At 41.2% G+C, this 23,342-nt stretch carries 28 protein-coding genes and 1 other annotated feature; of the genes, 18 read left to right on the top strand and 10 right to left on the bottom strand.

All coding sequences use genetic code 11. From position 1 onward, the window contains the following. Positions 1–32: 32 nt before the first annotated feature. Positions 33–860 carry a pyrroline-5-carboxylate reductase gene (proC, locus tag NST01_RS10880; protein ID WP_008342285.1) on the bottom strand — a complete coding sequence of 276 codons (828 nt, stop codon included), beginning with the start codon at positions 858–860 and terminating at the stop codon, positions 33–35. A 41-nt stretch (positions 861–901) separates the two neighbouring features. Beyond that, positions 902–1,113, bottom strand: a binding site (T-box leader). A gap of 168 nt (positions 1,114–1,281) precedes the next feature. On the opposite strand from proC, the gene NST01_RS10875 reads away from it, so the two are divergent. After that, complete coding sequence (locus NST01_RS10875; RefSeq protein WP_076822173.1) at positions 1,282–2,244, top strand: MBL fold metallo-hydrolase; 963 nt, start codon at positions 1,282–1,284, stop codon at positions 2,242–2,244. After that, complete coding sequence (locus NST01_RS10870) at positions 2,245–3,021, top strand: SDR family NAD(P)-dependent oxidoreductase (protein ID WP_058214170.1); 777 nt, start codon at positions 2,245–2,247, stop codon at positions 3,019–3,021. A gap of 16 nt (positions 3,022–3,037) precedes the next feature. On the opposite strand, the gene NST01_RS10865 is transcribed toward NST01_RS10870, so the two are convergent. Together NST01_RS10865 and NST01_RS10860 are read right to left on the bottom strand one after the other, a co-directional pair. Continuing rightward, positions 3,038–3,460: a VOC family protein gene (locus NST01_RS10865; RefSeq protein ID WP_227820666.1), complete on the bottom strand. Its 423-nt coding sequence runs from the start codon at positions 3,458–3,460 to the stop codon at positions 3,038–3,040. Positions 3,461–3,468: 8 nt separating this feature from the next. After that, positions 3,469–4,797: a CoA-disulfide reductase gene (locus NST01_RS10860; protein WP_035390747.1), complete on the bottom strand. Its 1,329-nt coding sequence runs from the start codon at positions 4,795–4,797 to the stop codon at positions 3,469–3,471. A gap of 188 nt (positions 4,798–4,985) precedes the next feature. Here NST01_RS10860 and coaA point away from each other — a divergent pair, with 188 nt between their 5' ends. Next, complete coding sequence (coaA, locus tag NST01_RS10855; protein ID WP_008342294.1) at positions 4,986–5,945, top strand: type I pantothenate kinase; 960 nt, start codon at positions 4,986–4,988, stop codon at positions 5,943–5,945. Positions 5,946–5,974: 29 nt separating this feature from the next. On the opposite strand, the gene NST01_RS10850 is transcribed toward coaA, so the two are convergent. The 4 genes from NST01_RS10850 to NST01_RS10835 all read right to left on the bottom strand — a co-directional run bounded on the left by NST01_RS10850 (position 5,975) and on the right by NST01_RS10835 (position 9,625). After that, complete coding sequence (locus NST01_RS10850) at positions 5,975–7,210, bottom strand: MDR family MFS transporter (protein ID WP_008343828.1); 1,236 nt, start codon at positions 7,208–7,210, stop codon at positions 5,975–5,977. A gap of 231 nt (positions 7,211–7,441) precedes the next feature. Next, positions 7,442–7,786 (bottom strand): YolD-like family protein, encoded by a 345-nt coding sequence (locus NST01_RS10845; protein ID WP_035390743.1) that lies wholly within the window; start codon positions 7,784–7,786, stop codon positions 7,442–7,444. 15 nt (positions 7,787–7,801) lie between these two features. Then, positions 7,802–9,034, bottom strand: a complete 1,233-nt coding sequence (locus tag NST01_RS10840) for a DNA polymerase IV (protein WP_035390741.1) — start codon at positions 9,032–9,034, stop codon at positions 7,802–7,804. Between the two features lie 141 nt (positions 9,035–9,175). Next, a complete protein-coding gene (locus NST01_RS10835) occupies positions 9,176–9,625 on the bottom strand; it encodes a YfmQ family protein (protein ID WP_024718948.1) in 450 nt (149 codons plus the stop codon). A gap of 281 nt (positions 9,626–9,906) precedes the next feature. Between NST01_RS10835 and NST01_RS10830 the strand changes: the two genes are divergently transcribed. Together NST01_RS10830 and NST01_RS10825 are read left to right on the top strand one after the other, a co-directional pair. Beyond that, complete coding sequence (locus tag NST01_RS10830; protein WP_007501073.1) at positions 9,907–10,386, top strand: GNAT family N-acetyltransferase; 480 nt, start codon at positions 9,907–9,909, stop codon at positions 10,384–10,386. Further along, positions 10,383–11,357 (top strand): GNAT family N-acetyltransferase, encoded by a 975-nt coding sequence (locus NST01_RS10825; protein ID WP_046527212.1) that lies wholly within the window; start codon positions 10,383–10,385, stop codon positions 11,355–11,357. The genes NST01_RS10830 and NST01_RS10825 overlap by 4 nt, the downstream gene beginning before the upstream one ends. 17 nt (positions 11,358–11,374) lie before the next feature. On the opposite strand, the gene NST01_RS10820 is transcribed toward NST01_RS10825, so the two are convergent. Beyond that, positions 11,375–12,082: an expansin EXLX1 family cellulose-binding protein gene (locus tag NST01_RS10820; RefSeq protein WP_017357929.1), complete on the bottom strand. Its 708-nt coding sequence runs from the start codon at positions 12,080–12,082 to the stop codon at positions 11,375–11,377. Between the two features lie 212 nt (positions 12,083–12,294). Here NST01_RS10820 and NST01_RS10815 point away from each other — a divergent pair, with 212 nt between their 5' ends. From NST01_RS10815 to NST01_RS10805, 3 genes are all read left to right on the top strand, one after another. After that, positions 12,295–12,621: an iron-sulfur cluster biosynthesis family protein gene (locus NST01_RS10815; protein ID WP_017367540.1), complete on the top strand. Its 327-nt coding sequence runs from the start codon at positions 12,295–12,297 to the stop codon at positions 12,619–12,621. A 12-nt stretch (positions 12,622–12,633) separates the two neighbouring features. After that, the gene (locus tag NST01_RS10810; RefSeq protein ID WP_008343836.1) at positions 12,634–12,873 is read left to right on the top strand and encodes a YqkC family protein; all 240 of its coding nucleotides are present in this window, start codon (positions 12,634–12,636) and stop codon (positions 12,871–12,873) included. A 300-nt stretch (positions 12,874–13,173) separates the two neighbouring features. After that, positions 13,174–14,436, top strand: a complete 1,263-nt coding sequence (locus tag NST01_RS10805) for a response regulator aspartate phosphatase (RefSeq protein ID WP_024718943.1) — start codon at positions 13,174–13,176, stop codon at positions 14,434–14,436. A gap of 24 nt (positions 14,437–14,460) precedes the next feature. On the opposite strand, the gene NST01_RS10800 is transcribed toward NST01_RS10805, so the two are convergent. Further along, positions 14,461–15,390 (bottom strand): alpha/beta hydrolase, encoded by a 930-nt coding sequence (locus NST01_RS10800; RefSeq protein WP_079919587.1) that lies wholly within the window; start codon positions 15,388–15,390, stop codon positions 14,461–14,463. A gap of 119 nt (positions 15,391–15,509) precedes the next feature. Here NST01_RS10800 and NST01_RS10795 point away from each other — a divergent pair, with 119 nt between their 5' ends. Then, positions 15,510–15,734 (top strand): YqkE family protein, encoded by a 225-nt coding sequence (locus NST01_RS10795; RefSeq protein ID WP_008343840.1) that lies wholly within the window; start codon positions 15,510–15,512, stop codon positions 15,732–15,734. 178 nt (positions 15,735–15,912) lie between these two features. Here NST01_RS10795 and NST01_RS10790 read toward each other — a convergent pair whose 3' ends face one another. Continuing rightward, positions 15,913–16,839: an aldo/keto reductase gene (locus NST01_RS10790; protein ID WP_046527214.1), complete on the bottom strand. Its 927-nt coding sequence runs from the start codon at positions 16,837–16,839 to the stop codon at positions 15,913–15,915. 168 nt (positions 16,840–17,007) lie between these two features. Between NST01_RS10790 and NST01_RS10785 the strand changes: the two genes are divergently transcribed. The 9 genes from NST01_RS10785 to xerD all read left to right on the top strand — a co-directional run bounded on the left by NST01_RS10785 (position 17,008) and on the right by xerD (position 23,290). Next, the gene (locus tag NST01_RS10785) at positions 17,008–17,565 is read left to right on the top strand and encodes an NUDIX hydrolase (protein WP_024718940.1); all 558 of its coding nucleotides are present in this window, start codon (positions 17,008–17,010) and stop codon (positions 17,563–17,565) included. Beyond that, positions 17,562–18,743, top strand: coding sequence for a TIGR00375 family protein (locus NST01_RS10780; RefSeq protein WP_035390730.1), 1,182 nt, complete (start codon positions 17,562–17,564; stop codon positions 18,741–18,743). Before NST01_RS10785 ends, NST01_RS10780 begins: the two co-directional genes overlap by 4 nt. After that, positions 18,730–19,182 carry a GNAT family N-acetyltransferase gene (locus tag NST01_RS10775; RefSeq protein ID WP_046527215.1) on the top strand — a complete coding sequence of 151 codons (453 nt, stop codon included), beginning with the start codon at positions 18,730–18,732 and terminating at the stop codon, positions 19,180–19,182. The genes NST01_RS10780 and NST01_RS10775 overlap by 14 nt, the downstream gene beginning before the upstream one ends. Before the next feature lie 68 nt (positions 19,183–19,250). Further along, positions 19,251–19,472: a hypothetical protein gene (locus NST01_RS10770; protein ID WP_008344413.1), complete on the top strand. Its 222-nt coding sequence runs from the start codon at positions 19,251–19,253 to the stop codon at positions 19,470–19,472. A gap of 111 nt (positions 19,473–19,583) precedes the next feature. Continuing rightward, positions 19,584–20,714 carry a S8 family peptidase gene (locus NST01_RS10765; protein ID WP_008344415.1) on the top strand — a complete coding sequence of 377 codons (1,131 nt, stop codon included), beginning with the start codon at positions 19,584–19,586 and terminating at the stop codon, positions 20,712–20,714. Positions 20,715–20,829: 115 nt separating this feature from the next. Then, positions 20,830–21,474: a stage II sporulation protein M gene (gene spoIIM / locus NST01_RS10760; protein WP_008344417.1), complete on the top strand. Its 645-nt coding sequence runs from the start codon at positions 20,830–20,832 to the stop codon at positions 21,472–21,474. A gap of 121 nt (positions 21,475–21,595) precedes the next feature. Continuing rightward, a complete protein-coding gene (gene fur / locus NST01_RS10755; RefSeq protein WP_003215577.1) occupies positions 21,596–22,048 on the top strand; it encodes a ferric iron uptake transcriptional regulator in 453 nt (150 codons plus the stop codon). Between the two features lie 117 nt (positions 22,049–22,165). Further along, positions 22,166–22,393 carry a YqzK family protein gene (locus NST01_RS10750; protein ID WP_008344420.1) on the top strand — a complete coding sequence of 76 codons (228 nt, stop codon included), beginning with the start codon at positions 22,166–22,168 and terminating at the stop codon, positions 22,391–22,393. Positions 22,394–22,399: 6 nt separating this feature from the next. Then, positions 22,400–23,290 (top strand): site-specific tyrosine recombinase XerD, encoded by an 891-nt coding sequence (gene xerD / locus NST01_RS10745; RefSeq protein ID WP_017357921.1) that lies wholly within the window; start codon positions 22,400–22,402, stop codon positions 23,288–23,290. The last annotated feature ends 52 nt before the right edge of the window (positions 23,291–23,342 follow it).

Raw genomic sequence — 23,342 nt, 5'->3', positions numbered from 1 at the left:
GCACCTGTCATCAAGGCAGGTGCTTTTCTCACTTACTTATACGTACTCGCTGAAAACATGTCGTTTAATTCTGCTGCGCGTTTTGTCGCTGTTTTCACACAATCGACAATCGCTTCTTCAAATTGATAGGAAGCAAGGGTATTAAGTCCTGCTTCTGTCGTTCCACCTTCGCTCGTAATTTCTTTGCGCAATTCAGCAGGTTCCTTACCGCTATCCTGAAGCATATTTGCAGCGCCTGCAATCATTTGACAAATGAGCAATTTCGCTGTTTCTTGGTCCATCCCAAGTTCCGATGCACCTCGCTCCATTCCTTCAATCAAATGATAAATAAAGGCAGGACCGCTGCCTGCAATCGCTGTGACCGCATTCAGTTGTGATTCATCTAAAACCGTCACATGACCGATCGTTTCAAACAGCTGAACTGCTTTTTCCTTTTGCGCCTCTGTGACTTCATCACTGACAGCAATGCCAGTAGCTGATTGTTGTATGGCCGCTGATGTATTTGGCATGGCACGAACCACCGCCGTTTTTGCGCCAGCATAATGCTGAATGGTTTCAATAGAAATGCCCGCTAAAATAGAAATAATCAGCTGTCCATTTAAATGGGGCCTTACTTCAGAAATGCCACTTTCCGCATCTTTTGGTTTTAAAGCAAACACCAGCATATCGGCTTCTTCATAAATAAAGGAACGAGCGAAATCTGTTTTGACTCCATAACGTGCATGTAATTCTTCTAATCGTTTTTCATTTGTTTTATTTGTGACAATGATATCTTCATTTGACATAATGCCGCTCTTTAAAAGACCTTTAATCATAGACTCGGCCATTGAGCCTGCACCAATAAATCCAATTTTACTCATAAGCTGCTCCTCCTTGTAGAAAATAAAAAAACCTCTCGTCTGCAAAGGACGAAAGGTTTTTCGCGGTACCACCCTCAATTAGCATGCAATCATACATACTCAGCTCTAGTCCCTTAACGCGGGAAACGTTTAGGTTTGCCTAACAGCTCAAAGGGCAGGTTCAGCAAATAAGAGGATGGTGAAGTCTTACAGCCGGCGGACCTCACTCTCTTGCATCGTTATTTTGCTTACTAATCCTTGTCATCGCGCATCTTATATTTGTTGTTCATTATGCAACGATGGACAAGTTTGTGTCAATAGGGAAAGATAAAAAAATGACCATCTAAACCGCATGACAGTCTGCCCTTTGCAAGATACAATGAATAAAGAAGAGGAAGTTCAGATGATCTATGAGTCAAAAATCAGGAGATGACGTATAAAAGTGAAAGAAGAAATGATTCAATTATCCATCCCTACACCGTTTGCGGTGGGGGATGTCCATGCATATGTATTAAAAGGCGATGCCGTGACCTTAGTTGATTCCGGACCGATGACACAAGAGGCGCAGCATGCCTTTGTCACGCAATTAAAGGAACATCATTTATCAATAGATGATATTGATCAAGTGGTTTTGACACATCATCATGCAGATCATGTCGGTCTTTTAGATCTGATGAAACCCCATGTCCGTGTCATCGGACACGAGTTGAATGAGCCCTATATTAGTCAGGATGCAGCGTTTAAACAGCGTCAAATCCATTTTATGAATGATTTTTTTCAGCAGTTAGGTGTCCCACTTCGTCAAGGTGAGTGTGAAAGAATGGTGAGGCAGTCCTATACATATTCATGTACGGCACATGTCGATGACGTCATAAAAGAAGGTGATCGTTTGAAGGGACATGAGCATTTCCAAGTGCTGGAGACCCCAGGACATGCACAATCTCATCTTTCTTTTTTAGATGAAACAACAGGGAATTTCATCGGCGGTGATCTGCTGCTTACGACCATTTCTTCCAATCCGTTAATGGAAGCGCCGGTGAAAGGAACAGAACGTCAAAAATCGCTGCTTCAATATAAAGCATCACTCAAGCGTTTATTGCATTTGCCCATTCAGGCGATTTATCCAGGGCATGGCCAGCTCATTACCTCTCATCACGAATTGATCGAAGAAAGATTTAAAAAACAGGAAAAACGGGCAAATACGATGTATCAGCTGCTTCAACTAAAGGAAATGACCGCCTTTCATCTTTGCCGCACCTTATTTCCGGGCCTGTATGAAGAAGCATTATTTCTGACAATGTCTGAGACAGTCGGGCAGCTTGATGTGCTTTTAGCGGCTGGACAAATTGAAGAAGTGCAAAAAGACGGAACCCTCTATTATCGAGCAAATGAAGGAGTGAAATAAATGGGGCGACTAACAGGAAAGAGAATATGGATTACAGGTGCTTCAGGCGGTATTGGTGAAAAGATGGCGTACTTGGCAGCAGCTGAAGGAGCAGAAATCATTGTGTCAGCAAGACGAATTGAAAAGCTCACAGGTGTAAAAGAAAAGATTATAAGTGCTGGCGGCGTATGTCACATCGTTCAGCTTGATGTCAGTCGGCTTGAGGACATTGATCAAGCCTATCAACAAGTGGGAGCTGTTGATATTTTGGTGAACAATGCCGGCTTTGGTGTGTTCGATCTCGTCGAGGACGCATCCATTGAGGAAATGGTGTCGATGTTTGAGGTCAATGTCTTTGGTTTAATTGCCTGCACAAAAAAGGTCCTTCCTGAGATGAAACAAAGAGGGAAGGGACATATTATCAATATTGCGTCACAGGCAGGCAAAATTGCCACCCCTAAATCCGCCATCTATTCCGCATCAAAGCATGCGGTTCTCGGATTTTCAAACAGCCTCAGAATGGAGCTGGCAGACAGCGGAATTCATGTCACAACCGTCAATCCAGGACCGATTGCCACAGACTTCTTTACCATTGCAGACCGCAGTGGTGAATATGTGAAAAATGTTGATTTTATGATGCTCAGTGCTGACAAGGTAGCAGGGAAGATCGTATCCGCCATGATGACGAAAAAAAGAGAGATTAATTTACCAGGATGGATGAATGCTGGTAGTAAATTGTATCAATTATTCCCGTTTTTATTTGAAAAAGCAGCACGGAAAGCGATGATGAAAAAATAACAAAAAAAGAAACCGGTCACAGGCTGGTTTCTTTTTTTGTTTGATGGGGCTTAATATTGGTGACGCCAAAGACATTGCCATTAACATCTTCGAAGCTAAAACCGCCTAAGTCTGGGTCAGCTAATATTTGAATATCCGATACGGTGACGTTATGCTCGCTTAAATACTGGTGAAAGTTTTTTAAATCCTTCACAAATAAATCAATCATACTATGCCGAACTCCTGTAAAAGAGTTCATAAAGTAGATTCGTTTCTCGTGTTTTGTTTTGACGAGATAAAAAGAAGGTCCCTCGCCATGAGTAAAAGTGAGCATGGCGGCTTCTTCTGATTGATGTAGAACGATCATCTCTAAAATCTGTTCATACCAAGAGACAGCCCGGGGGATATCAGTCACAGGAATTTCAATAGTAGCAATTTGTTGAATGGTCAATGGCTTCACTCCTTTTTCTATATTCGTCTTGCCGCTTGCTGAAGTGGGTCCCATACACTGTTAAAAGGAGGGGCATAGCTAATATCTAAATCTTCAAGGTCTGTCACAGTCAGCCCTTGATAAAGAGCCGTTGCCATGACATCAATTCGTTTATCAACACCTTCTTTACCGATGATTTGTGCGCCAAGCAAGGTGTGATCATCGCTTCTGTAAATCAGTTTCACTTTCATTTTCTCTGCATCTGGGTAATATCCAGCGTGGTCAGTGCTGTCGATGGTGATGGTGGAGAAAGGAAGGCCCGCGTCTTTTGCTTCTTTCTCTGATAAACCCGTTCGCCCTGCTGTCACGTCCATAAATTTCATCACCGCTGTGCCGGTGACGCCTTGAAACGCGCGGTTTGTTCCTGTCATATGAAAGCCTGCGATTCTTCCTTGTTTATTTGCTGTCGTGCCGAGCGGAATATAGTCCAGTTCTTTTTTGATACGGTGATAGGTCGCTGCGCAGTCCCCCGCCGCATAGATATCTTGTACATTCGTCTGCATGTATTCATTCACAACGACTGCACCATTTTGAAGTCGCTGAATTCCTGTGCTGTCTAAAAAGGATGTTTGCGGAGTGACGCCAACGGCAATGATGACCATATCTGTTTCAATGGTCTGTTTGTCTGTTTGAACAGCTGTTACATGTGTCTTGCCCTTTAATTTTTGCACTGTTTCACCAAGTACCACGTGAATGCTTTGATTGTCCGCTTCTTCTTTCAGATATTTTGCCATATCGGGATCAAAGCCTGGCCCAAGTGTTGCACCCCGCTGAATGATATGAACGTCTTTGCCTAGCGCTTTTAAATTTTCTGCCATTTCTAAACCGATATATCCTCCGCCGATGATCGTGATATGTGTGACGTCTTTTTTGAGATTGTCTAAAATAGACAGCGCATGCGGGATTGTTTTTAATACGTGGACACCTTCTAATGAATGACTGTCTAGATCAAGTGTGACGGGGCTTGCTCCTGTCGCAATTAACAGACGGTCATACGTTTCTGTAAAGGGCTCTTTTGTTTTAGAATGAATACCCGATACTGTTTTTTGCTCTGGATCAATTGAGGTCACTTCGTGTAAGCATCTGGCATCAATTCCGTATTTGTCACGAAAGGTGTCAGCGCTGCGTGCGATGAGTTTTCTGTGATGATCAATGAGACCGCCGATCAAGTAGGGGAGTCCGCACTGTCCATATGAGAAAATCTCTCCTTTTTCAAAAGCTACAATTTGCGCGTCTGGATCCTCCCTATATATTTGCATAGCGCAGCTCATTCCTGCTGCATCTCCGCCAATCATCACATATTTCATTTGGTATGCTCCCTTCTATCTATCAAACTGAATACTCTTATTTACCCTCATTTTCCTTTATTTAATGCTTTTTTTTCGCAAAAGAAGCAAACTTTCGTTGAAAAATAAAGACAGCGCCTTCATTTTAAGCTACAATCGGATTATCGTCTTTTTGGTTATGAGTTTAGTTTAGATTGGTGGGAAAGACTTTGGGTGACGAACGACTAGATTTTAATACATTATATACACGCCATACGAGAGAGGCATGGGCGGCTCTTGGAGAATATATGCCGGTATCTGTTTCAGAAGAAGAAGTGAGAGCACTTCAAGGATTAAACGACTACTTATCGCTAGAAGAAGTTCGAGATATTTACATACCGCTTATTCGTTTTCTGACATTACACGTTTTTGCAGAAAAACAAAAAAATCAGCATGTAAATGCTTTTTTAAACTACCCGCATCATGCGAAAATCCCCTTTTTAATCGGGATTGCAGGAAGTGTGGCCGTCGGAAAAAGCACGACAGCACGTATCATTGAAACACTTTTATCAAGGCTTGGAGATGGACTGAAGGTGAGTCTCGTGACAACGGACGGCTTTTTGTATCCACAAAAAGAATTAAAAGATCGAGGGCTGATGGAAAAGAAAGGCTTCCCGGAAAGCTATGATGTTAAAGCGCTACTTTCGTTTTTAAATGAATTGAAATCAGGGAAACAAACTGTGCATGCACCTGTATATTCACATCTGACCTATGACCGTCTTGAAGGGGTGTATGAGACAGTAGAAGATGCAGATATTGTGATCATTGAAGGGATCAATGTGTTGCAATCACCGGCACTGGATGATCTGAAGGATGAGCCGCGCGTGTTTGTATCAGATTACTTCGATTTTTCGATTTATGTAGATGCCGCTGAGACGCAAATTCAATGCTGGTATAAAGAACGGTTCCGTTTGCTGCGGGAAACAGCCTTCCAAGACCCTGAATCTTTCTTTCATCAATACAAAGATTTGACGGATGAAGAAGCAGATCAGATGGCAAGCACGATTTGGAATACAGTGAACCGGCCAAATTTATATGAAAATATTTTGCCGACAAAATATAGAGCCGATTTGATTTTAAAAAAAGGCGATCAGCATAAGGTGGAAGAGATCGCCATCCGCAGGGTATAAAGAAAACCGCTCAATTGAGAGCGGTTTTTTTAATGACCTCCACTTACTTTCACAGCCACGGCAGCCGCCGTTCGTTTTTTTAGGCGGTAGTATCCGATAAGTAAAAACGGAACGCCTGCAGCGGTGACAATCGCCAAGACTGAAAAAATAGAAAGGGGATGGGCTGCGCCAAATAAGTCAATACACAATCCTCCGACAAACGGTCCGACGACGCTGCCGAGCTGAGAAAACCCCATTGCGCCGAAGTATGATCCTTTCACTTCAGGTTTTGCAATATTGTCTACAAACAGATCCATCATTGCAAAGAGCAGCACTTCACCAATCGTAAACACGACAATAATAAAAGCAAGCGTACCGAGACTTTGTGAAAAAGCAATGGCAAACAAACTGCCTGCTAGAAGCACGTTTCCAGTCGTTAACGACAAAATCGTTGAATAGCGCTTAGCGATCATAATCAGCGGGTACTGAACGACAATGACAACCACTGCGTTTAAGGATAAAAGATACCCAAACAGTTTAGGGCCATCCTCAATCATAGGGGATGCCGATAAATATTGAGGCAGTGTTGAGCTTAGGTGTGAATAGCCAAATGAACATAAAGTAACGCCAATGAGGATGATGCTAAAGACCGTATCTTTCTGAATAATGGAAAGAGCTTTTTTGACACCGATTTGTTTGGTGCTTTCTGGAGCAGCCACTGGATGCTTTTGAAATTGCCATGCCAGCGTTAACCCATACAACAAGTAAATGAGGGCAGCGACGAGAAATGGAAAAGTCGTTTTTGATGACCCGAGATATAAGCCAAGCAGCGGGCCGAAAATGACACCAATGTTAATGGCCGTATACCGTAAGTTAAAGACAAACAACCGAATGCTCGATGGGGTGACATCGGATAAGAGTGCTTTAGACGTTGGTTCAAACAGCGCCCGGCACAGTCCATTTAAAGCATTCATAAAAAAGAAGACCCAAATGGCATCTGCAAATGCGAAGCCAACAAAGACAAGTGTCCAGCCAAAGATGGATAAAAGCATGACCTTTTTTCTGCCGATTCGGTCGGAAACATAGCCGCCGTAAAAACTCGCAACAATCCCAATAAGAGAGCTGACGGCAATGATCAATCCAGCTGAAGAGGCTGAGGCGCCTTTGACTTGTGTCAAATAAACGGCTAAAAAGGGAATGCTCATGGATGTCGCCATTCGGCCAAATATCGTGCCGATGATGATCGTCCAACTAAGTGGATGTAAAGTGCGTAAGTTATTTTTCATGCTGTGTCTCCCCTGAGTTTGTAAGATGTTCCAATCATACATGAAAAATTGTGCAAATTAAATACACAATTTGATGGAGGAGTCATCCGTCAAATGACAGAGAAGCTTGAACCGTTCCGTTCATTCGAAGAGCATATGCCTCGTTTTCAAGGTTTTAAGCCTTGATGGATCATAATTTTTTCAGAAAAACGAAGCGTGTTTTTCAATGATCATGTTTTCGTTTTGCGAAAATCAATTGAGGTCGATGGCGATAATTTGATGTAAGGAAAGGTCTAGCACATCTTCGTCATTCACGATTTTCATTCGGCGTGTTTCATAATGAATGGCTTTCACCCAGCCCCAAAACTGTGCTTTCATGCCTGATGAGACATATGTCACGCAAATCGCTTGATCCTCGGTAATCGACTGTGTGATCAAAACATTCATTTCCTCTAGCTGATCGGAGCTGAGCGGTAGAGGTGTATATTCTTTTTTCTTTCGTTTTTGAGCAAGTAGTTGCTCTCGGTGCTCTGGTAGCATCATTCGGCTTGATTCCCACATGATGTTGTATCCAGGTGTTAATTTATTGGGATTCATGCTTGTTCGCCTCCGTTATTTGTAATGCCCGCCAATTTTCTCGGCGCGGTGATATGCCTGCCCTGCGCTTGTCAGTGACGAAGCATGCAATAATGCCGCAGGTCCATATTTCAGATGGATTTCATCAAATACTTTGCTGAGTTGATCTTTCTTCAAATGATGATCAAATAAAGTCAGCTGATAGTGGCTGTCAGGCTGCAGCTGTGAGAGGGTAATGCCTACACTGCGAATGGGCTGACCATCCCAGTGCTGCTGGCATAGCTGAATCGCTGCCTCTGCAATATCTGAGCCATACTGTGTCGGTGAATGAAGCTTCATTTGTCGATGAAAGCCTGTTGGATGTGAAAAATCAGCCCCTCTTACACCAACAGACACTGTTTGACCGAGATAATGCTTAAAACGTGCCCGCCGAGCGACTTCCTCACTCAATTCAAGAAGAGCGACTTTGATCTCCTCAAGAGATGCGTAATCACGGGGAAGGGTCATATGATGCCCAACGGCTTTTTGTTGATCATGTGTGTGAATAGTGACTGGAGAGGGATCGTGTCCTAAAGCTGTTCGCTGCAGAAGCTCCCCATTGATTCCCCAGCGTTTTTTTAATCGGTCTAACGGATAAGTAGCAAGTGTGCCAATAGTACTGATGCCCATTCGTTTCAAATGATGCTCCATTCGTTTGCCGACGCCAAATAATTTCCCAATGGGAAGCGGCCATAAATCAGTGGCAACCCGGTCGGCACTCAGTTCATAGATGCCGGATCTGTTTTTTTTGGCAAAATGGTCACAGGCCATTTTAGCGAGCACTTTATTAGGGCCTATGCCCACACGTGCGTAAATGCCAGTCTGGTTCATAATCGTTGTTTGTATATGTTGAGCGATCTCATGTGGAGAGCCGAATAGTGTAAGACTGCCTGTAATATCAAGAAACTGTTCATCAATGGAATATGGCTCGACAAGGTCTGTGTATTGTTCAAGCAGTTCTGTAATCATGACAGAGACATCGAGATAGCGCTGCATACGTGGACGTACGACCACTGCTTCAGGACATTTCTCCTGTGCTTCCCATAACCTTGATGCATTTTGTACGCCACGTTTCTTCGCGAGAGGGCAGGCTGCCAGGACGACTCCGCTTCTTCGTTCTGGATCTCCAGAGACAATGAGCGGCACATTCTCCAAATGAGGCGCCTCCACCTTCTCAACTGATGCATAAAATGACTGCATATCCACAAGCAGAATGGCTCGTTCATTCATTGTACTTCACCTCTTAGAACGTATGTTCTGTATCTATTGTAAACAACATGAGGTGAAATTCATACTGGTAAATCATTCAAAAGCTGTCCATACAAAAAAGACGAAGTGATGAACACTTCGTCTCGTCTGCTGCAACGATTGTTAGGCATGTGCCATGTTGTGGAATGTTTGGAGCGGTTCAGAACGCAGACGATAAGCCATCAGCTTTTTCTTTGGCTTATGTGTAAACTGCCGAACCACATCCACATGGTCATCATAATGGAATAGATAAAGGGTGACATCATGTTTCCCATGCTTTGTTTGCATAGTAAGCGGCGCTGGCCCTTCATTCGGATGAAGAAAGCGCTCTTCATCACCAGGGTAAATATAATAGCGTTCAATAAAGATCGCATCATTAAAATGTTGAATGATTTCAGATGCTCGCTGCTCATCAAGCGAACGACCTTGAAAAGTAATATTTGTTTGCTCACTTGTTACTTTAGCATGTACGGCGTAGCGGCTAAAAAGGCGCTCAACAACACCAGAAGGCAAAGAGGTGACAAGCAGCTTTAAAAGACTAAACACAACAAGCGAAATAACAACCCAAACCAATCTCATCATCTCCAATAAACATTTGTACCATTTCCTATATGAACCATCTTAACATAACAAATGAATGAAACTTTCGCACAAAAAGTGAACTTTTTGAAATAAGTGTGAAGATTTAAAAGGAGATGACGGCTGAAAGACGAAGAACCAACAAGTGAACATGAAAAAGACGGGCATACTGTCTTTACAACCATTTGATCAGACAGTAGACTATTGAAACAATCGCATTTTTGAGAAAAAACGAATCAAAGGAAAGCCAAAATGGAAAAAGGGGCGAGGCCATCATGATACGTCAAGTGAAACCGTCAGATTTTTACGCAGTCACATCCGTCATTCAAAGCTGGTGGGGAGGCAGAGATTTGCGTGCAAAATTGCCAAAGCTCTTTTTTGAACATTTCCAGCAAACAAGTTTTGTTGTCGTTGAAAAGGGAGAGCTGATCGGCTTTTTGGTTGGCTTTTTATCGCAATCTCATTCGGATGAAGCCTATATTCACTTTGTTGGCGTCCACCCAGATCACCGTAAATTAAAGATAGGCAAAATCCTCTATCAAGCTTTTTATGAAGCGGCTGAAAAGGAAGGAAGAACAACCATTAAAGCTGTCACAGCTCCTATCAATAAAGTCTCCATTGCTTATCATACAAAACTCGGGTTTCAGATAGAAAAGGGAGATAAAACAGTAGATGGCATCTCAGTCTTTTCAGATTACGATGGCATTCATGAAGACCGTGTGTTATTTGTGAAGAAGCTGGAGGCAATGAAATGATTGTTCATTTAGATCACACAATAAGTGATGTAGCAAAGCAGATCTTACATATTCAACTAGCTGCATACCAACAAGAAGCTGAACAAATTGGCTATGCTGATCTTCCGCCATTAAAAGAGAATATTCAAGATGTCATGAGAGCAAAAGAGCAATTTATTGGTTTTCAGCAAGATGATCTCTTATTAGGTGTAGTCTCCTATGAAGAGCTGAAAGATTGTTTGATCATTAGTCGATTGGCTGTGCATCCAAAAGCGCTAAAGCAGGGGATTGGAACAAGACTTATGTCGACAATTATGGAGAAGAATGTCCCGATAGAACTGACCACAGGGCAAGAAAACACCCCTGCAAAAAGGCTATATGAAAAATTGGGGTTTTTTGAAACAAATGTGATTCATGTGGCAAAAGAGCTCACCCTATCAAAAATGAAATGGACACCGCGACGCAAGGTTGAGGTTGTCGAATTCAAAAAAGAATGGCATGAAGAATTCCGTCAAGAAAAGCAGCGACTCAAGCAAATCATTCAAAAGAGCTGGATAGAAGGATACCATATTGGCAGCACGTCAGTTACAGGACTTGTTGCCAAACCAATTATAGATATATTAATAGAAGTAAGCGATATAGAAGAGATTGATAGGAAAAAAGAGAGATTTGAACACCTTGGATACGAAGTGCTTGGTGAAAATGGTATAAAAGGGAGACGTTTTTTTCAAAAGGGTGGCTTGAATCGTACGCATCATGTCCATGTTTATGAAAGAAATCATCCTGATGTGAAAAGACATTTATTGTTTCGAGATTACTTAAGAGTCCACCCAGAACGAGCTGTAGCGTATGCGTCTGTCAAGGAACAATTAGCAAATCAGTATCCGGAAGATATACAAAGCTATATGGCAGGAAAGAATGAAATCATAAAAGAAATAGAAAATGAGGCATATCGCTGGGATAGAGAAGGAAGAGAGGAAGCTCTTAAATAAGCTGCCTCTTCTCCTCGTTAATTAGGAAGCTGAACATTGCCTTTTACAATATAGGCCTGTGAAGCAGCAGTAGACGGAAGAGCGGGTAATTGATCCTTTACTATGACCCCGCGGATATCTGTGATTCGAACAGGAAGAGATGTAGACCCCATATGAAAGCCAAGGAAATGGTTGTAGTCTGTCTTTTCCATGTTCACCCATTTTCCATCTTTGTAATATTCCATTTTCATAATCGGATATTTATGATTGCGTACTTGAATCGCAGCCCACCACTCACTGCTACCTTCTTTTATTCTGTAAGCTACATTTCCGCTAATCGGTGCTTTTATAATTTTCCAACTAATTGGGATTTTCCCATCTGCCATATTTCCGATTTTGGCAAAGGCATTAGGTGAAAGATCAAGAGCTCCTTTTGCTCCTTCTGGATATTTATCGGTTACATACACAACGGTTTTTCCTTTTGGTCCCGTTACTTCAAGGTAAGCCCCTGCAAGTGCCGCATTTACCCCTTTATAGTTATAGTCATGGGGATTTAAAGCCGTAATTTTCATGTCAGATGGAATAGGATCTAATAAAGCGGCGCCCCCTGAGTAACCAGATCCCGTATAAGTCGCATAGCTTTCTCGTACTTCATCAAGGATAGATGCCGCTTTCATGTTTGGCATAGTGAAACTCAACATCAATATCAGCGCCCCGATGAAGCAGAGAGATAATCTTTTTTTCACGATCTAAAACCTCCTGTTTCTTCTTTTAAAATTGATAGCGTCATCAGTATAATTCTAAAAAACAGGATGCAGAAAGAGCCAATAGATAGATATAATCCTAGTGAGAAGAGCGTGTATTTCAAAGAGTATGACTTTCGGATTTAGTCGTGTGTCATGTTTTATGGTGTTTTATGTGTTACAATGTAAGCATCAATTTAAAAAGGATGTTCGCCATGTATATTCACATCACAGAACTGGCTAAAACATATATAGAAAAACAGCAAACAGGAAACGAAACGAAAGAATTACTGCTTCGCTACGATTCAGAAGGTTGTGGCTGTGCAGTGAGTGGCGTACCAATGCTTTGGTTAACAAGTGAAAGAACAGGTGAATGGGAACCACTTAATAATAGCCAAGATTTAAAACTATATATACACACAGCACAAAAGGTGTTTTTTGACGAGGAAATGACGATTGATTTTAATGAAAAAGCCAATACACTTATGTTGAAAAGTCCTCAACAAATACTCAGCCCGAGAATGGGTATACTTGTAAAGTAAGGTGGAAACGTAGTGGATCAAAAGCTGAAAGTGATACAAAATACGGCACAAAATAAAACGTGGGTGTCGTTTTTAAATAATAATCATCCATATAGCCTTTTGCACTGGTCAATCGGTGGAATGGATTCAGTAAAAAAGGACGTCTGGCTTCTCCAAGATGAAGTCACATTTGAAACGGAAGAATTTCCAACGCTTGAATTAGCAGTCAGTTGGATAAAAGAGAATATGGAACACGTAACAGATGTGTTATAAGCCCTTTGCTGAAGAGGGCTTTTTTTGTGCCATCATCATCTCATCAAACAGAAGAACTGTCTAATTTGAAAAATGAGATTTTTCAACGATAAAAAGTCATTTTTAACAAACATTTCGACAAAATGAGAAAAGTAGAAAGAGAAAAATAGAGACTGTTAATGCCGAAAAATCGGCAATGGAAGCGGTTATTGCGGGATACCGAAAACTTTACGAAAAACGACATTTCATATTTCTTCCATTCGAGGAAATATGATAGAATACAACATGTATCGTACATGAGGAGGGAGGTGCTAAGGTGAATTGAAGCTCAAGCTGTCATCGCCTCAGGTTGGAATCAAAATAAACGAATGGTATAGGCAGATTTGCGGATTTCATGTCATGAAAGCAGAGAAGCTAAAGGCCGAGATCGAGCAGGAAATCCTTGAGATGGAGCAAGATCAGAACTTGCTGCTTTTTTACCAGCTAATGGATTTTCGACATAAGGTCATGCTTGAATATTTTGAACCGGCAAAAAAAGCCTCAAATGATGAGGAGATTAAGAAGCTTCTAGAAACAATTGAACATTCGCAGACCAAATTAACAGATATGCTTGAATACTATGTTCATTTTTTTACAGGAATGTTTGAATTTGAACAGAGAAACTATTTGAGCGCCATTGCTTATTACCGTTCCGCAGAAAAAAAGCTCAATCTCATATCAGATGATATAGAAAGAGCAGAATTTTATTTTAAATTAGCAGAAATATACTACCACATGAAACAAACCCACTTTTCGATGCACTATGCTTTGCAAGCGTTAGATACGTACTCTGCCTACAGAACGTACACGCTGAGAATCATCCACTGTGAATTTGTCATCGGTGCAAACTATGATGATTTGAAATGCTATGAACATGCATTGCCCTACTTTAAAAATGCTCTAAAGCGAGCACGCTCAATTGGAAACCCTCGAGTCATAGGTTCGGCCCTTTTCAACTTAGGTAACTGCTATTACCAAATGAACGATCTTGCTACAGCAAGTCGCTATCTCAAAGACTCTCTTGAAGTGTTTGAAAAGGAGAATTTAACCCATCTGAATCGCTCTCTAGACCCACTATTTATGCTGACCCAAATCCTGTTTAAACAAAAACAAATAGAAGAGTCGTTAACCCTCTATCAACAAGGTATTATGAAAGCCTGTGAATTAGAAGATGAAATTTACATCTGCAAGTTTCAGTTTTTAAAAGCATTATACGTTGATGCAGAAATAAAAATCATAGACGATACATTAGATTTGTTGGAGGACAAGCGTTTATACCCAGATATTGAGGAACTGGCACTTGATGCAGCTCATTATTATAATGAGCTTGGATTATTTGAAGTTTCTACCCGGTATTACGAAAGGAAAATTCAAGCCATATCAAAAATTCAAAATGGAGGTCATTTATATGAAAATGAGTTTGATAGTTCTTTTATTGGCAGCAACTGCAGGGTTATCGGTCATGAGTCAGCAGCAATCGGAAGAGAGCCATATGGAGCTGGCGGGCAGACACCATACAACAGTGGTGACTATCGTATAAGTTAGCAAAAAGAGGAGACGAACGGCTGTTCATTCTCCTCTTTCATTTTGATTGAATTGAAATGCTTCCAGAAATGCTTCGACCTCTTGTTCATAGACTTCCTTATTGTCACTATAAGACATCGCATGCGCACCATGTGGCGCAATAAATAGCCGTTTATCACCTTTTTTGCGTGCGTATAACTGCTCGCTTTGCTCACAAGGGATATAGTCATCATGGAGACTATGAATAAAAAGGATAGGTTCTTTCACCTGATCGATTACATCAAGTGGAGAAACTTGTCGAATGCTGTATCCGTCCCGCCATTTCAACACTTGATCACTTAGTGGAAGAATCCACTGTCCTGAAAGACGAAAATCCGTTTTTAATCGATACAGAAGCTGATCCTCAAAAGAAGCAAAAGGACAATCAGCGATGTAAAAATTGGCGTTTGCATCCGGTTTAGCAGCATATAATAAAGTTGTGACTGCGCCCATCGATTCTCCGTGTATCCCAATGATTGCTTTTTCCCCAAGCTTTTTTCTCAGCCACTTGACGACTTGAGCCAAATCTTCTTTTTCATAATATCCATAGCTCGTTGTTTTTCCGCCGCTCATCCCATGTCTTCTATGATCATAAAGCAGCACATTCCATCCAAGCTTTTGGAATAATTTCATATACTTCACGGAATTGATCAAACTGACGGTAACCCCGTGACAAAGAACGATGGTGCGTGTTGTATGAGGGAGCGGTACAAAATAGCCATGAAGATCGTAACCAAATGCTGAAGGAATACAAACTTTCTCTTTTTGCAGCTGTTGAAACTCCTCGTGATGATAGTGCCCTTCATCTGATTCTCGTTTGATGAGCTCTTCATCCGTTAATTTTCGTATATACATCATTTTATTGGTAAAAAAAATGCCGATTGCAGCGAGTGGAAATAATACTAAGGCGAGTATAGCGAGCCATTTCTTCTTCAAGCTGATTCTTCCTTTCCGAAGGGTTTCTATGAAGATCATACCACATGTTGGGAGTTTGGCGTGACTCTTGCTGAGCAAATAAAACGGATGATACACTAAAGCAAAAGGAGAGAGGCAAAGTGAAAAAGACCAATCAAGATCAAGCAAAGCTAAAGGACGGCATAAAGGATGATGTGAAACAGCAGCTCCTTCAAATGAAGCAGAACCTGGCCGCTGAGACAGAAAAAAGAGAAGAACAAAAACGACAAGACCTCCTTCGGCAACAGAAAGAAAAAGAAAAAAATAAAAGCTTCTCAGAGCTGCTAGATGAAAGTCATTTAGACTGGAGAAAGTATAAAAGTTAAAAAAGGGAGCTACGATGCTCCCTTTTTTATGTTATATCATTGAGATGAATACATACTACATGAGCCTGAGAGAAAACACGTCTAACTCCCTCGTATCACTTCATTTCAGAATCGCACCATCAATAGGGTTGTACATTAAAACAAAACATAAGTGGCAAGCTGTTCTTCCATTTGTCTTCTATTGATTCAAACGATGCGTCTCATACACAGACTGTTTTGTGAAATATGACAAAGCTTTTACTTCTTGGTCGCTTAATGAACGTGCATTTGCCGCTGCCACATTTTCTTTTAACTGTTTCACCGAGCTTGCGCCAAAAACAACAGAGCTGACTGCAGAATGCTTGAGCAAGTATTGAATGGACAGCTCTGTAAGTGATAGGTCATAAGCGACATTCTTTAACGAAGGAATGACCTGCTGGAGCTCTTCAAATGAATATTCAAGATACCCATTCTTTTGAATCGCAGCACTTGCTTGCGAAAGGGGTTTTTCAGTTAATAATCCTTTTGCTAAAGGACCTCTTGCCACGACACTAATGCTTTGTTCTTCAAGAAGAGAAAACCATTCTTCTGGGCGGCGATCGAGTAAACTATATTGCATCATCACACTCACGATGTTTGATTTTTTGGCGTATTCTTTAATGACATTTGGACGGATCGACGATATGCCGTAATAGCGAATGACACCTTCTTCAACCAATTCTTCAAATGCCTCGATGGTTTCGTCAATTGGATCGTCAATTGTGCCGCCATGCAATTGATATAAATCAATATAATCTGTTTGAAGTCGTTTCAGGCTTTGTTTCACTGCCTCTTTTATGTATGCTTTTGAAGGATCCCAGTCCCATCCAGATTTCCCTTTTTCAAAGCGGTTGCCACCTTTTGTGGCCAAAATCAGATCTTGGCGTCTGTTCTTAATGGCTTCCCCGACGATTTCCTCATTTGTTCCAAAATCATATAAATCAGCTGTATCCAAATAGTTAATCCCAAGATCAATGGCTTCATCTAATAAAGAGAGCGCTTTTTCTTTTTCAGTCCCAAGGGACATACATCCTAGTGCCGCCTCACTAACCAAGAGATCAGAGGTGCCAATTCGTCTTTTTTTCAATTCAATCACACTCCTATCCTTTCACATTAAGTGAAACAATTCTGGAATTCAAGCTAGGTGATTTCAAAAGGCGCATTGAAGCAGGCATCCGCATTTTGGCTTCTCCTAAAACATCTATGTTAAAATGAATGAAGTAAAAAGTGAAAGTAGAACGAGGAGCTGACAAAATTGAAAGACTTTGAAGAAAAAACATTATCGTCAAAAACATTATATAACGGAAAAATCATTGACTTGGTTCTTGAAGATGTAGAATTGCCGAACGGAAAACCAGGCAAACGCGAAATCATTAAACATCCAGGTGCAGTAGCAGTCATTGCACGTACAGACGAAAATAAAATCATTTTGGTCAAGCAATACCGTAAAGCACTGGAGAGAGCCATCGTTGAGATTCCGGCTGGAAAATTAGAAAAAGGAGAAGAGCCGGCACATACAGCACTGAGAGAATTAGAAGAAGAAACAGGTTATACAACTCAGGCGCTCCAAAAGCTGACCGCCTTTTATACATCACCAGGGTTTGCGGATGAAATTGTTCATATCTACCTTGCCGATCAGCTCGTCCCACTTGAAGAGAAACGAGAGCTGGATGAGGATGAATTTGTCGAAGTGATGGAAGTTTCACTAGAAGAAGCACTGCACCTCATCGAAAAACAACATATTTATGATGCGAAAACAGCCTATGCCATTCAATACTTACAATTGCAAGAGGTACTTAAGTCTACAAAATGAGGGAATTCTTTGCAGATATCCATATTCATATTGGTCGAACAAGAACAGGCAGGGCTGTCAAAATTACAGGTGCAAGGTCACTGACCATTGACCAAATTCTCATTGAAGCGTCTCAAAGTAAAGGGATGGGGATGATTGGTGTGATTGATGCACAATCTCCTGAAGTCCTAGAAGAATTGATAGAAGGTGTAGAGGAAGGCACGTACACTGAACTAAGCGATGGCGGTTTATCATTTGGAAAGACCGTTTTGCTTTTAGGCAGTGAGCTAGAAATCAATGATGACCAATCAAAAGGTCCGATTCATGTGCTTGCCTTTATGCCCACGCTTCGTAAAATGTCTGAGTTTTCCGCATGGCTTTCTCTTCATATGAAAAATGTGCATTTGAGTTCACAGCGGTTATATGTGGATGGGAGAACGCTTCAGCATAAGGTGAAGGAACTAGGGGGATTATTTATTCCTGCCCATATTTTTACGCCGCATAAAAGTTTATACGGTAAAGGGGTCAATACGTCTTTAACCGAAGTATTCGATCCAGAACTCATTGATGCTGTTGAGCTTGGCCTTAGCTGTGATACATCTATGGCCTCCCAGCTAAGTGAGCTAAACCGTTATCCTTTTTTAACAAATTCAGATGCCCATTCTTTAGGGAAAATTGCGCGGGAATATACGAAGATCCGAATGGATCATGCCTCCTTTGCTGAATTCGAGCTAGCGCTTCAAGGAAAAGATGGCAGAAACATCACTGGAAATTATGGGCTCGCTCCGCGGCTCGGAAAGTATTATCATACGACCTGTGAGAAATGCGGGGTAAGACCTGACAGTCAGGAGCAAGAAAAGTGCCAAGCATGCGGCCATACCCGAATGACAAAAGGGGTGAGTGAGCGGTTAAAGGAGCTTGCTGACCAAGAAAGTGACAAAGGAATAAGGCCTCCTTATGTTCACCAGCTTCCCCTTCATTTTATTCCGGGTGTTGGAGCCAAAACGTTAGAAAAGTTAAAAGCTGTCTTTCATACAGAGATGAATATTCTTCATCAAGCAACAGAACAAGAATTAAAAGCGGTCCTGCCTGAGAAAACAGCCGATTACATCATCAAAGCAAGAAGAGGTGAAGTTGGACTGATCGCTGGCGGAGGCGGAGTCTACGGTAAGGTGGATATCAATCATGAATCAACTTAAATGGACATGTCACACATTTGAACAACTGTCTAAAGAGGACCTTTACCTGATTTTAATGGAAAGAGTGAATGTGTTTGTTGTAGAACAAACATGTCCTTATCCTGAAATTGATCATCGTGATCAAGAGGCGCTGCATGTCATCGCCAAAGAGAACGGCACGATTGTCGCTTATTGCCGCATTTTCCAAAGCGGGATCATGTACAAAGAGGCGTCCATTGGTCGTGTCCTTGTGACGAAGGCCGGCCGGAAAAAAGGTTACGGGAAGATCCTGCTCGATCAGGCGATAAAAAAGCTCAGTGTATTAGGCGAAACAAAGATTAAAATCCAAGCACAGGCTTATTTGAAATCGTTCTACGAATCGTTTGGCTTCGAAGCTGTCTCAGATTGTTATGATGAGGATGGAATTCCGCATCTTGATATGGTGAGAAAAGAAAGATAGGCGTGTATACGTCTATCTTTTTTAGATGCGTTCATGTATCATAACGACAACGAAAGGGGTTTTGCGAAATGGGAAAAAGCAAAGCAAAGAAAAAGAGAGAACACCTTCAAAGGCAGCACAGCCGAAATCCAGAACAATCGAGAGGAAATATGCCGCATTTTAGTACACACGAAAGAAAGACAAAAACAAAACAAGAAGCCTTGCAGCATATGATGAAAAAACATAAAGGTAGGAATGCTTATGATCGCTATGAACAGGATCATAAGCATTTTTATTTTGCTTTTTTGTGACAAGTAGATCAAATAATTGGAAAAATTTTAAAAAATAGGACAAACGGTCGTTTCTTTTTGTCTAAAAATGTAGTTAAATGACAAAAAGAAATGAAAGGGAGAGTGGGTATCGTGAAGGTCAAATCATTTGGAGCAGGGCTTTGTATGGCAAGTATGCTACTGGCATCGATGACATTCGGCGCATCAGATGTATCTGCAAAGGATCAAGCAAAAAAAGAGTATATGATCGGTTTTTCTTCTTCCGTTCAAGACAAAACACAAAAACAGCTTGTTGAAAAAGCCGGCGGTCATGTGAAAGAATCAATAGAGAAAATAGATATGATGAAAGTTTCGTTGAACGAAGCATCAAAAGAAAAACTACATCAAGCAAAAGAAGTTACTTTTATTGAGGAAGACCAAAAAGCAAAAACAAGCGGTCAAAGCGTTCCTTATGGCATCAAAAGCATCAAAGCACAAAAGGTACATAAACGAGGATATGCCGGACAGAATGTCAAAGTAGCTGTTCTTGACAGTGGAATCGACGGCAAGCATGAAGATTTACATGTAACTGGTGGTGTCAGCTTTGTTCCAACAGAGTCCGATCCGCTCGTTGACCCGCATGAACACGGAACTCACGTTGCAGGCACGATCGCAGCATTAGATAATAAAGTAGGCGTCGTTGGTGTGGCACCAAAAGCTTCGATCTATGCGGTGAAAGTGGCAGATGAAAATGGTGACGGCTACTATAGCTGGATCATTAAAGGCATTGAATGGGCGATTGAGAATGAGATGGATGTTATCAATATTAGTATGGGGGGAGCAAGTGAATCGGAGGCGCTGAAAGAAGCGGTAGATCGAGCTTATGACAACGGGATTCTCATTGTCGCATCTGCAGGAAATGCTGGGAGCTACGGGTCACTTAATACGATAGATTACCCGGCCAAATACAGCTCTGTCATGGCAGTCGCATCTGTGGATCAACGAAAGCAAAGAGCCTTTGATTCCTCTGTTGGGGAAGAAGTGGAAGTATCAGCACCAGGTGTTTCAACATTAAGTACCATTCCTCATAACGAATATGGATATAAGAGTGGAACGTCTATGGCATCACCTCATGTAGCTGGTGCTGCGGCAGTCATTCTATCAAAACATCCGAATCTGACAAATGATGAATTGCGTGAAAGGCTGACAAAAACGGCAACAAAACTTGGCGAACCTTTTTATTATGGCGCTGGGCTTGTGAACGTACAAAAAGCTGCACGATAAAGGAAACGAGAGAGCGGTGTACAGCTGCTTTCTCGTTTTTCTTTTTATAAAACTGTCATGTTTCGTCTGCTCTCTCATAGAATCTAGTAACCTTTACTATTTGGGAGGAAGGCGCATGCGGAAAAAGTCTTGGAAAGAACATCTTCTTCAGCACGTGAAAGATCATGTATCGATTTATTTGTTTGTTTCTGTACTATTTTTAATGGGCGTCATTTTTGGAGCCATTATCGTCAATAGTATGACAATGAGTCAGAAAGAGGATTTATTCTACTATTTAAATCAATTTTTTGGTCAACTGACGAATGAGAAAGCAGCAGAATCAAAAGAAATGTTTTTGCAAAGCTTTTTACATCATATGAAATATTTGGGCCTCATGTGGATACTCGGAATTTCCATCATTGGCCTGCCGCTTATTTTTCTTATGATTTTTTTAAAAGGGATTGTAGTTGGGTTTACTGTCGGTTTTTTGGTCAATCAAATGGGGCTTAGCGGTTTTTTTCTATCTTTTGTCTCGGTGCTTCCTCAAAATATCTTGCTCATTCCAGCGTATTTAGTGATCGGAACTTGTGCGATTGCGTTCTCCATTCGTTTAATTGGTCAGCTTTTTATGAAAAAAACCATCAGTCAAGCGCCAATCCATTGGTTTGGCCGGTATGCTTCTGTTCTACTGATGATTTTAACCCTCGCTGCTCTTTCGTCCTTTTTTGAATCATACTTATCATTCATGCTGATGAAAAAGCTGGCAGGTGTTCTGTTTTGATGATTTTATAATCGTTATTAAATAATAATCAATTTATTTATCAATTTAAAATGATTATAGTTGGCTCTCTGCACATCATTTGATATAATGATCAAGTAATGTGGCGTAGGAGGGAAAGTCAATGGAAAATCGGATTGATCGAATTAAGAAACAGCTTCATTCTTCCAGCTATAAGCTCACGCCACAGCGTGAAGCAACAGTAAGAGTACTGCTTGAGAATGAAGAAGACCATTTAAGTGCAGAAGATGTATACCTCCTCGTAAAAGAGAAGTCTCCTGAAATTGGTCTTGCTACTGTTTATCGGACGTTAGAATTGCTTACTGAACTGAAAGTTGTTGATAAAATTAACTTTGGAGACGGCGTTTCGCGATATGATCTTCGCAAAGAAGGAGCCGCTCACTTCCATCACCATCTTGTCTGCATGGAATGCGGTACAGTCGATGAGATAGAAGATGATTTATTAGAAGATGTTGAAGAGATTATTGAACGCGACTGGAAATTTAAAATTAAGGATCATAGATTGACATTCCATGGTATTTGCCACCGGTGTCATGATGATGAATCCGGCAAATAATCCGAATTGGAACCTTTTCATTCAAAATGAAAAGGTTTTTTGCATGTTCGCTGTATATTCCTTGTCCCACCTGGCATATGCTGAAGTAATGAGAACGCGAGAAAGGACATGAAGAACATGCGAAAATGGCTCAAAACAACAGGTGAAGTAATGAAAGTATTTATCTTGTTCACTGGTTTTACCGTCCTGTTCTATTATGCTATGATATGGATAAATTCAGAATATGAAAGCTATCATCGTTATGATAAACCAGAAGGTGCAGCGATAAAAGTGATGGAAATGGATCAGCCGAAACAAGACAGCTGGCAGGATCGATTGATTTATTTTTATCAAAACGGGGAGTAGAAACCATTGAAGGATCAATTATCCGACTTTATTCATTTTATGACAGTAGAGAGAGGACTCTCTGAAAATACCATTGTCTCTTATAAAAGAGATTTACAGAGCTATTTGTCTTTTTTAATGACGCATGAACAATTGACAGATGTAAAAGACGTCACACGCCTTCATATTATTCATTATTTAAAACAGTTAAAAGACGAGGGGAAATCGAGTAAAACGTCCGTCCGTCATCTATCATCGATACGCTCCTTTCATCAATTTTTGCTCCGTGAAAAAGTGACAACAGATGACCCGTCATGGAACATTGAATCACAAAAAACAGAGCGGAAATTACCGAAAGTTCTATCATTAGATGAGGTAGAAAAGCTGCTCGATACACCTAAGCAGCAAACACCATTTGACTACCGTGACAAAGCCATGCTCGAACTTTTATATGCAACAGGTATTCGCGTAAGTGAAATGCTTGATCTGACTCTTGCGGATGTGCATCTGACCATGGGGTTTATACGCTGTTTTGGAAAAGGAAGAAAAGAGCGGATCGTGCCTATTGGTGAAGCTGCTACAAGTGCGATTGAAGTGTATATAGAAAAAGGCAGAAACAAGCTGCTCAAAAAACAGCCGGCCGATGCCTTATTTCTGAATCATCACGGAAAAAAAATGTCGCGGCAGGGCTTTTGGAAGAACTTAAAGAAACGAGCCATAGAAGCAGGTATTCAAAAAGAATTGACGCCTCATACGCTCAGACATTCATTTGCGACACATTTGCTTGAAAACGGTGCGGATCTTAGAGCCGTACAGGAAATGCTCGGACATGCCGATATTTCTACTACACAAATTTACACACATGTCACAAAAACAAGATTAAAAGACGTGTATCACAAATTCCATCCAAGGGCATAAGTAAAGCATGGCACGGTGAACGTGTATCATGCTTTTTTATGTTTGGACCGTT

It is taken from the genome of Bacillus sp. FSL R7-0166, assembly GCF_038008935.1.
Classification (GTDB): domain Bacteria; phylum Bacillota; class Bacilli; order Bacillales; family Bacillaceae; genus Bacillus; species Bacillus altitudinis.
Note: the sequence above shows the minus strand (reverse complement) of the source record. Positions and strands in the feature narration are given on the sequence as shown.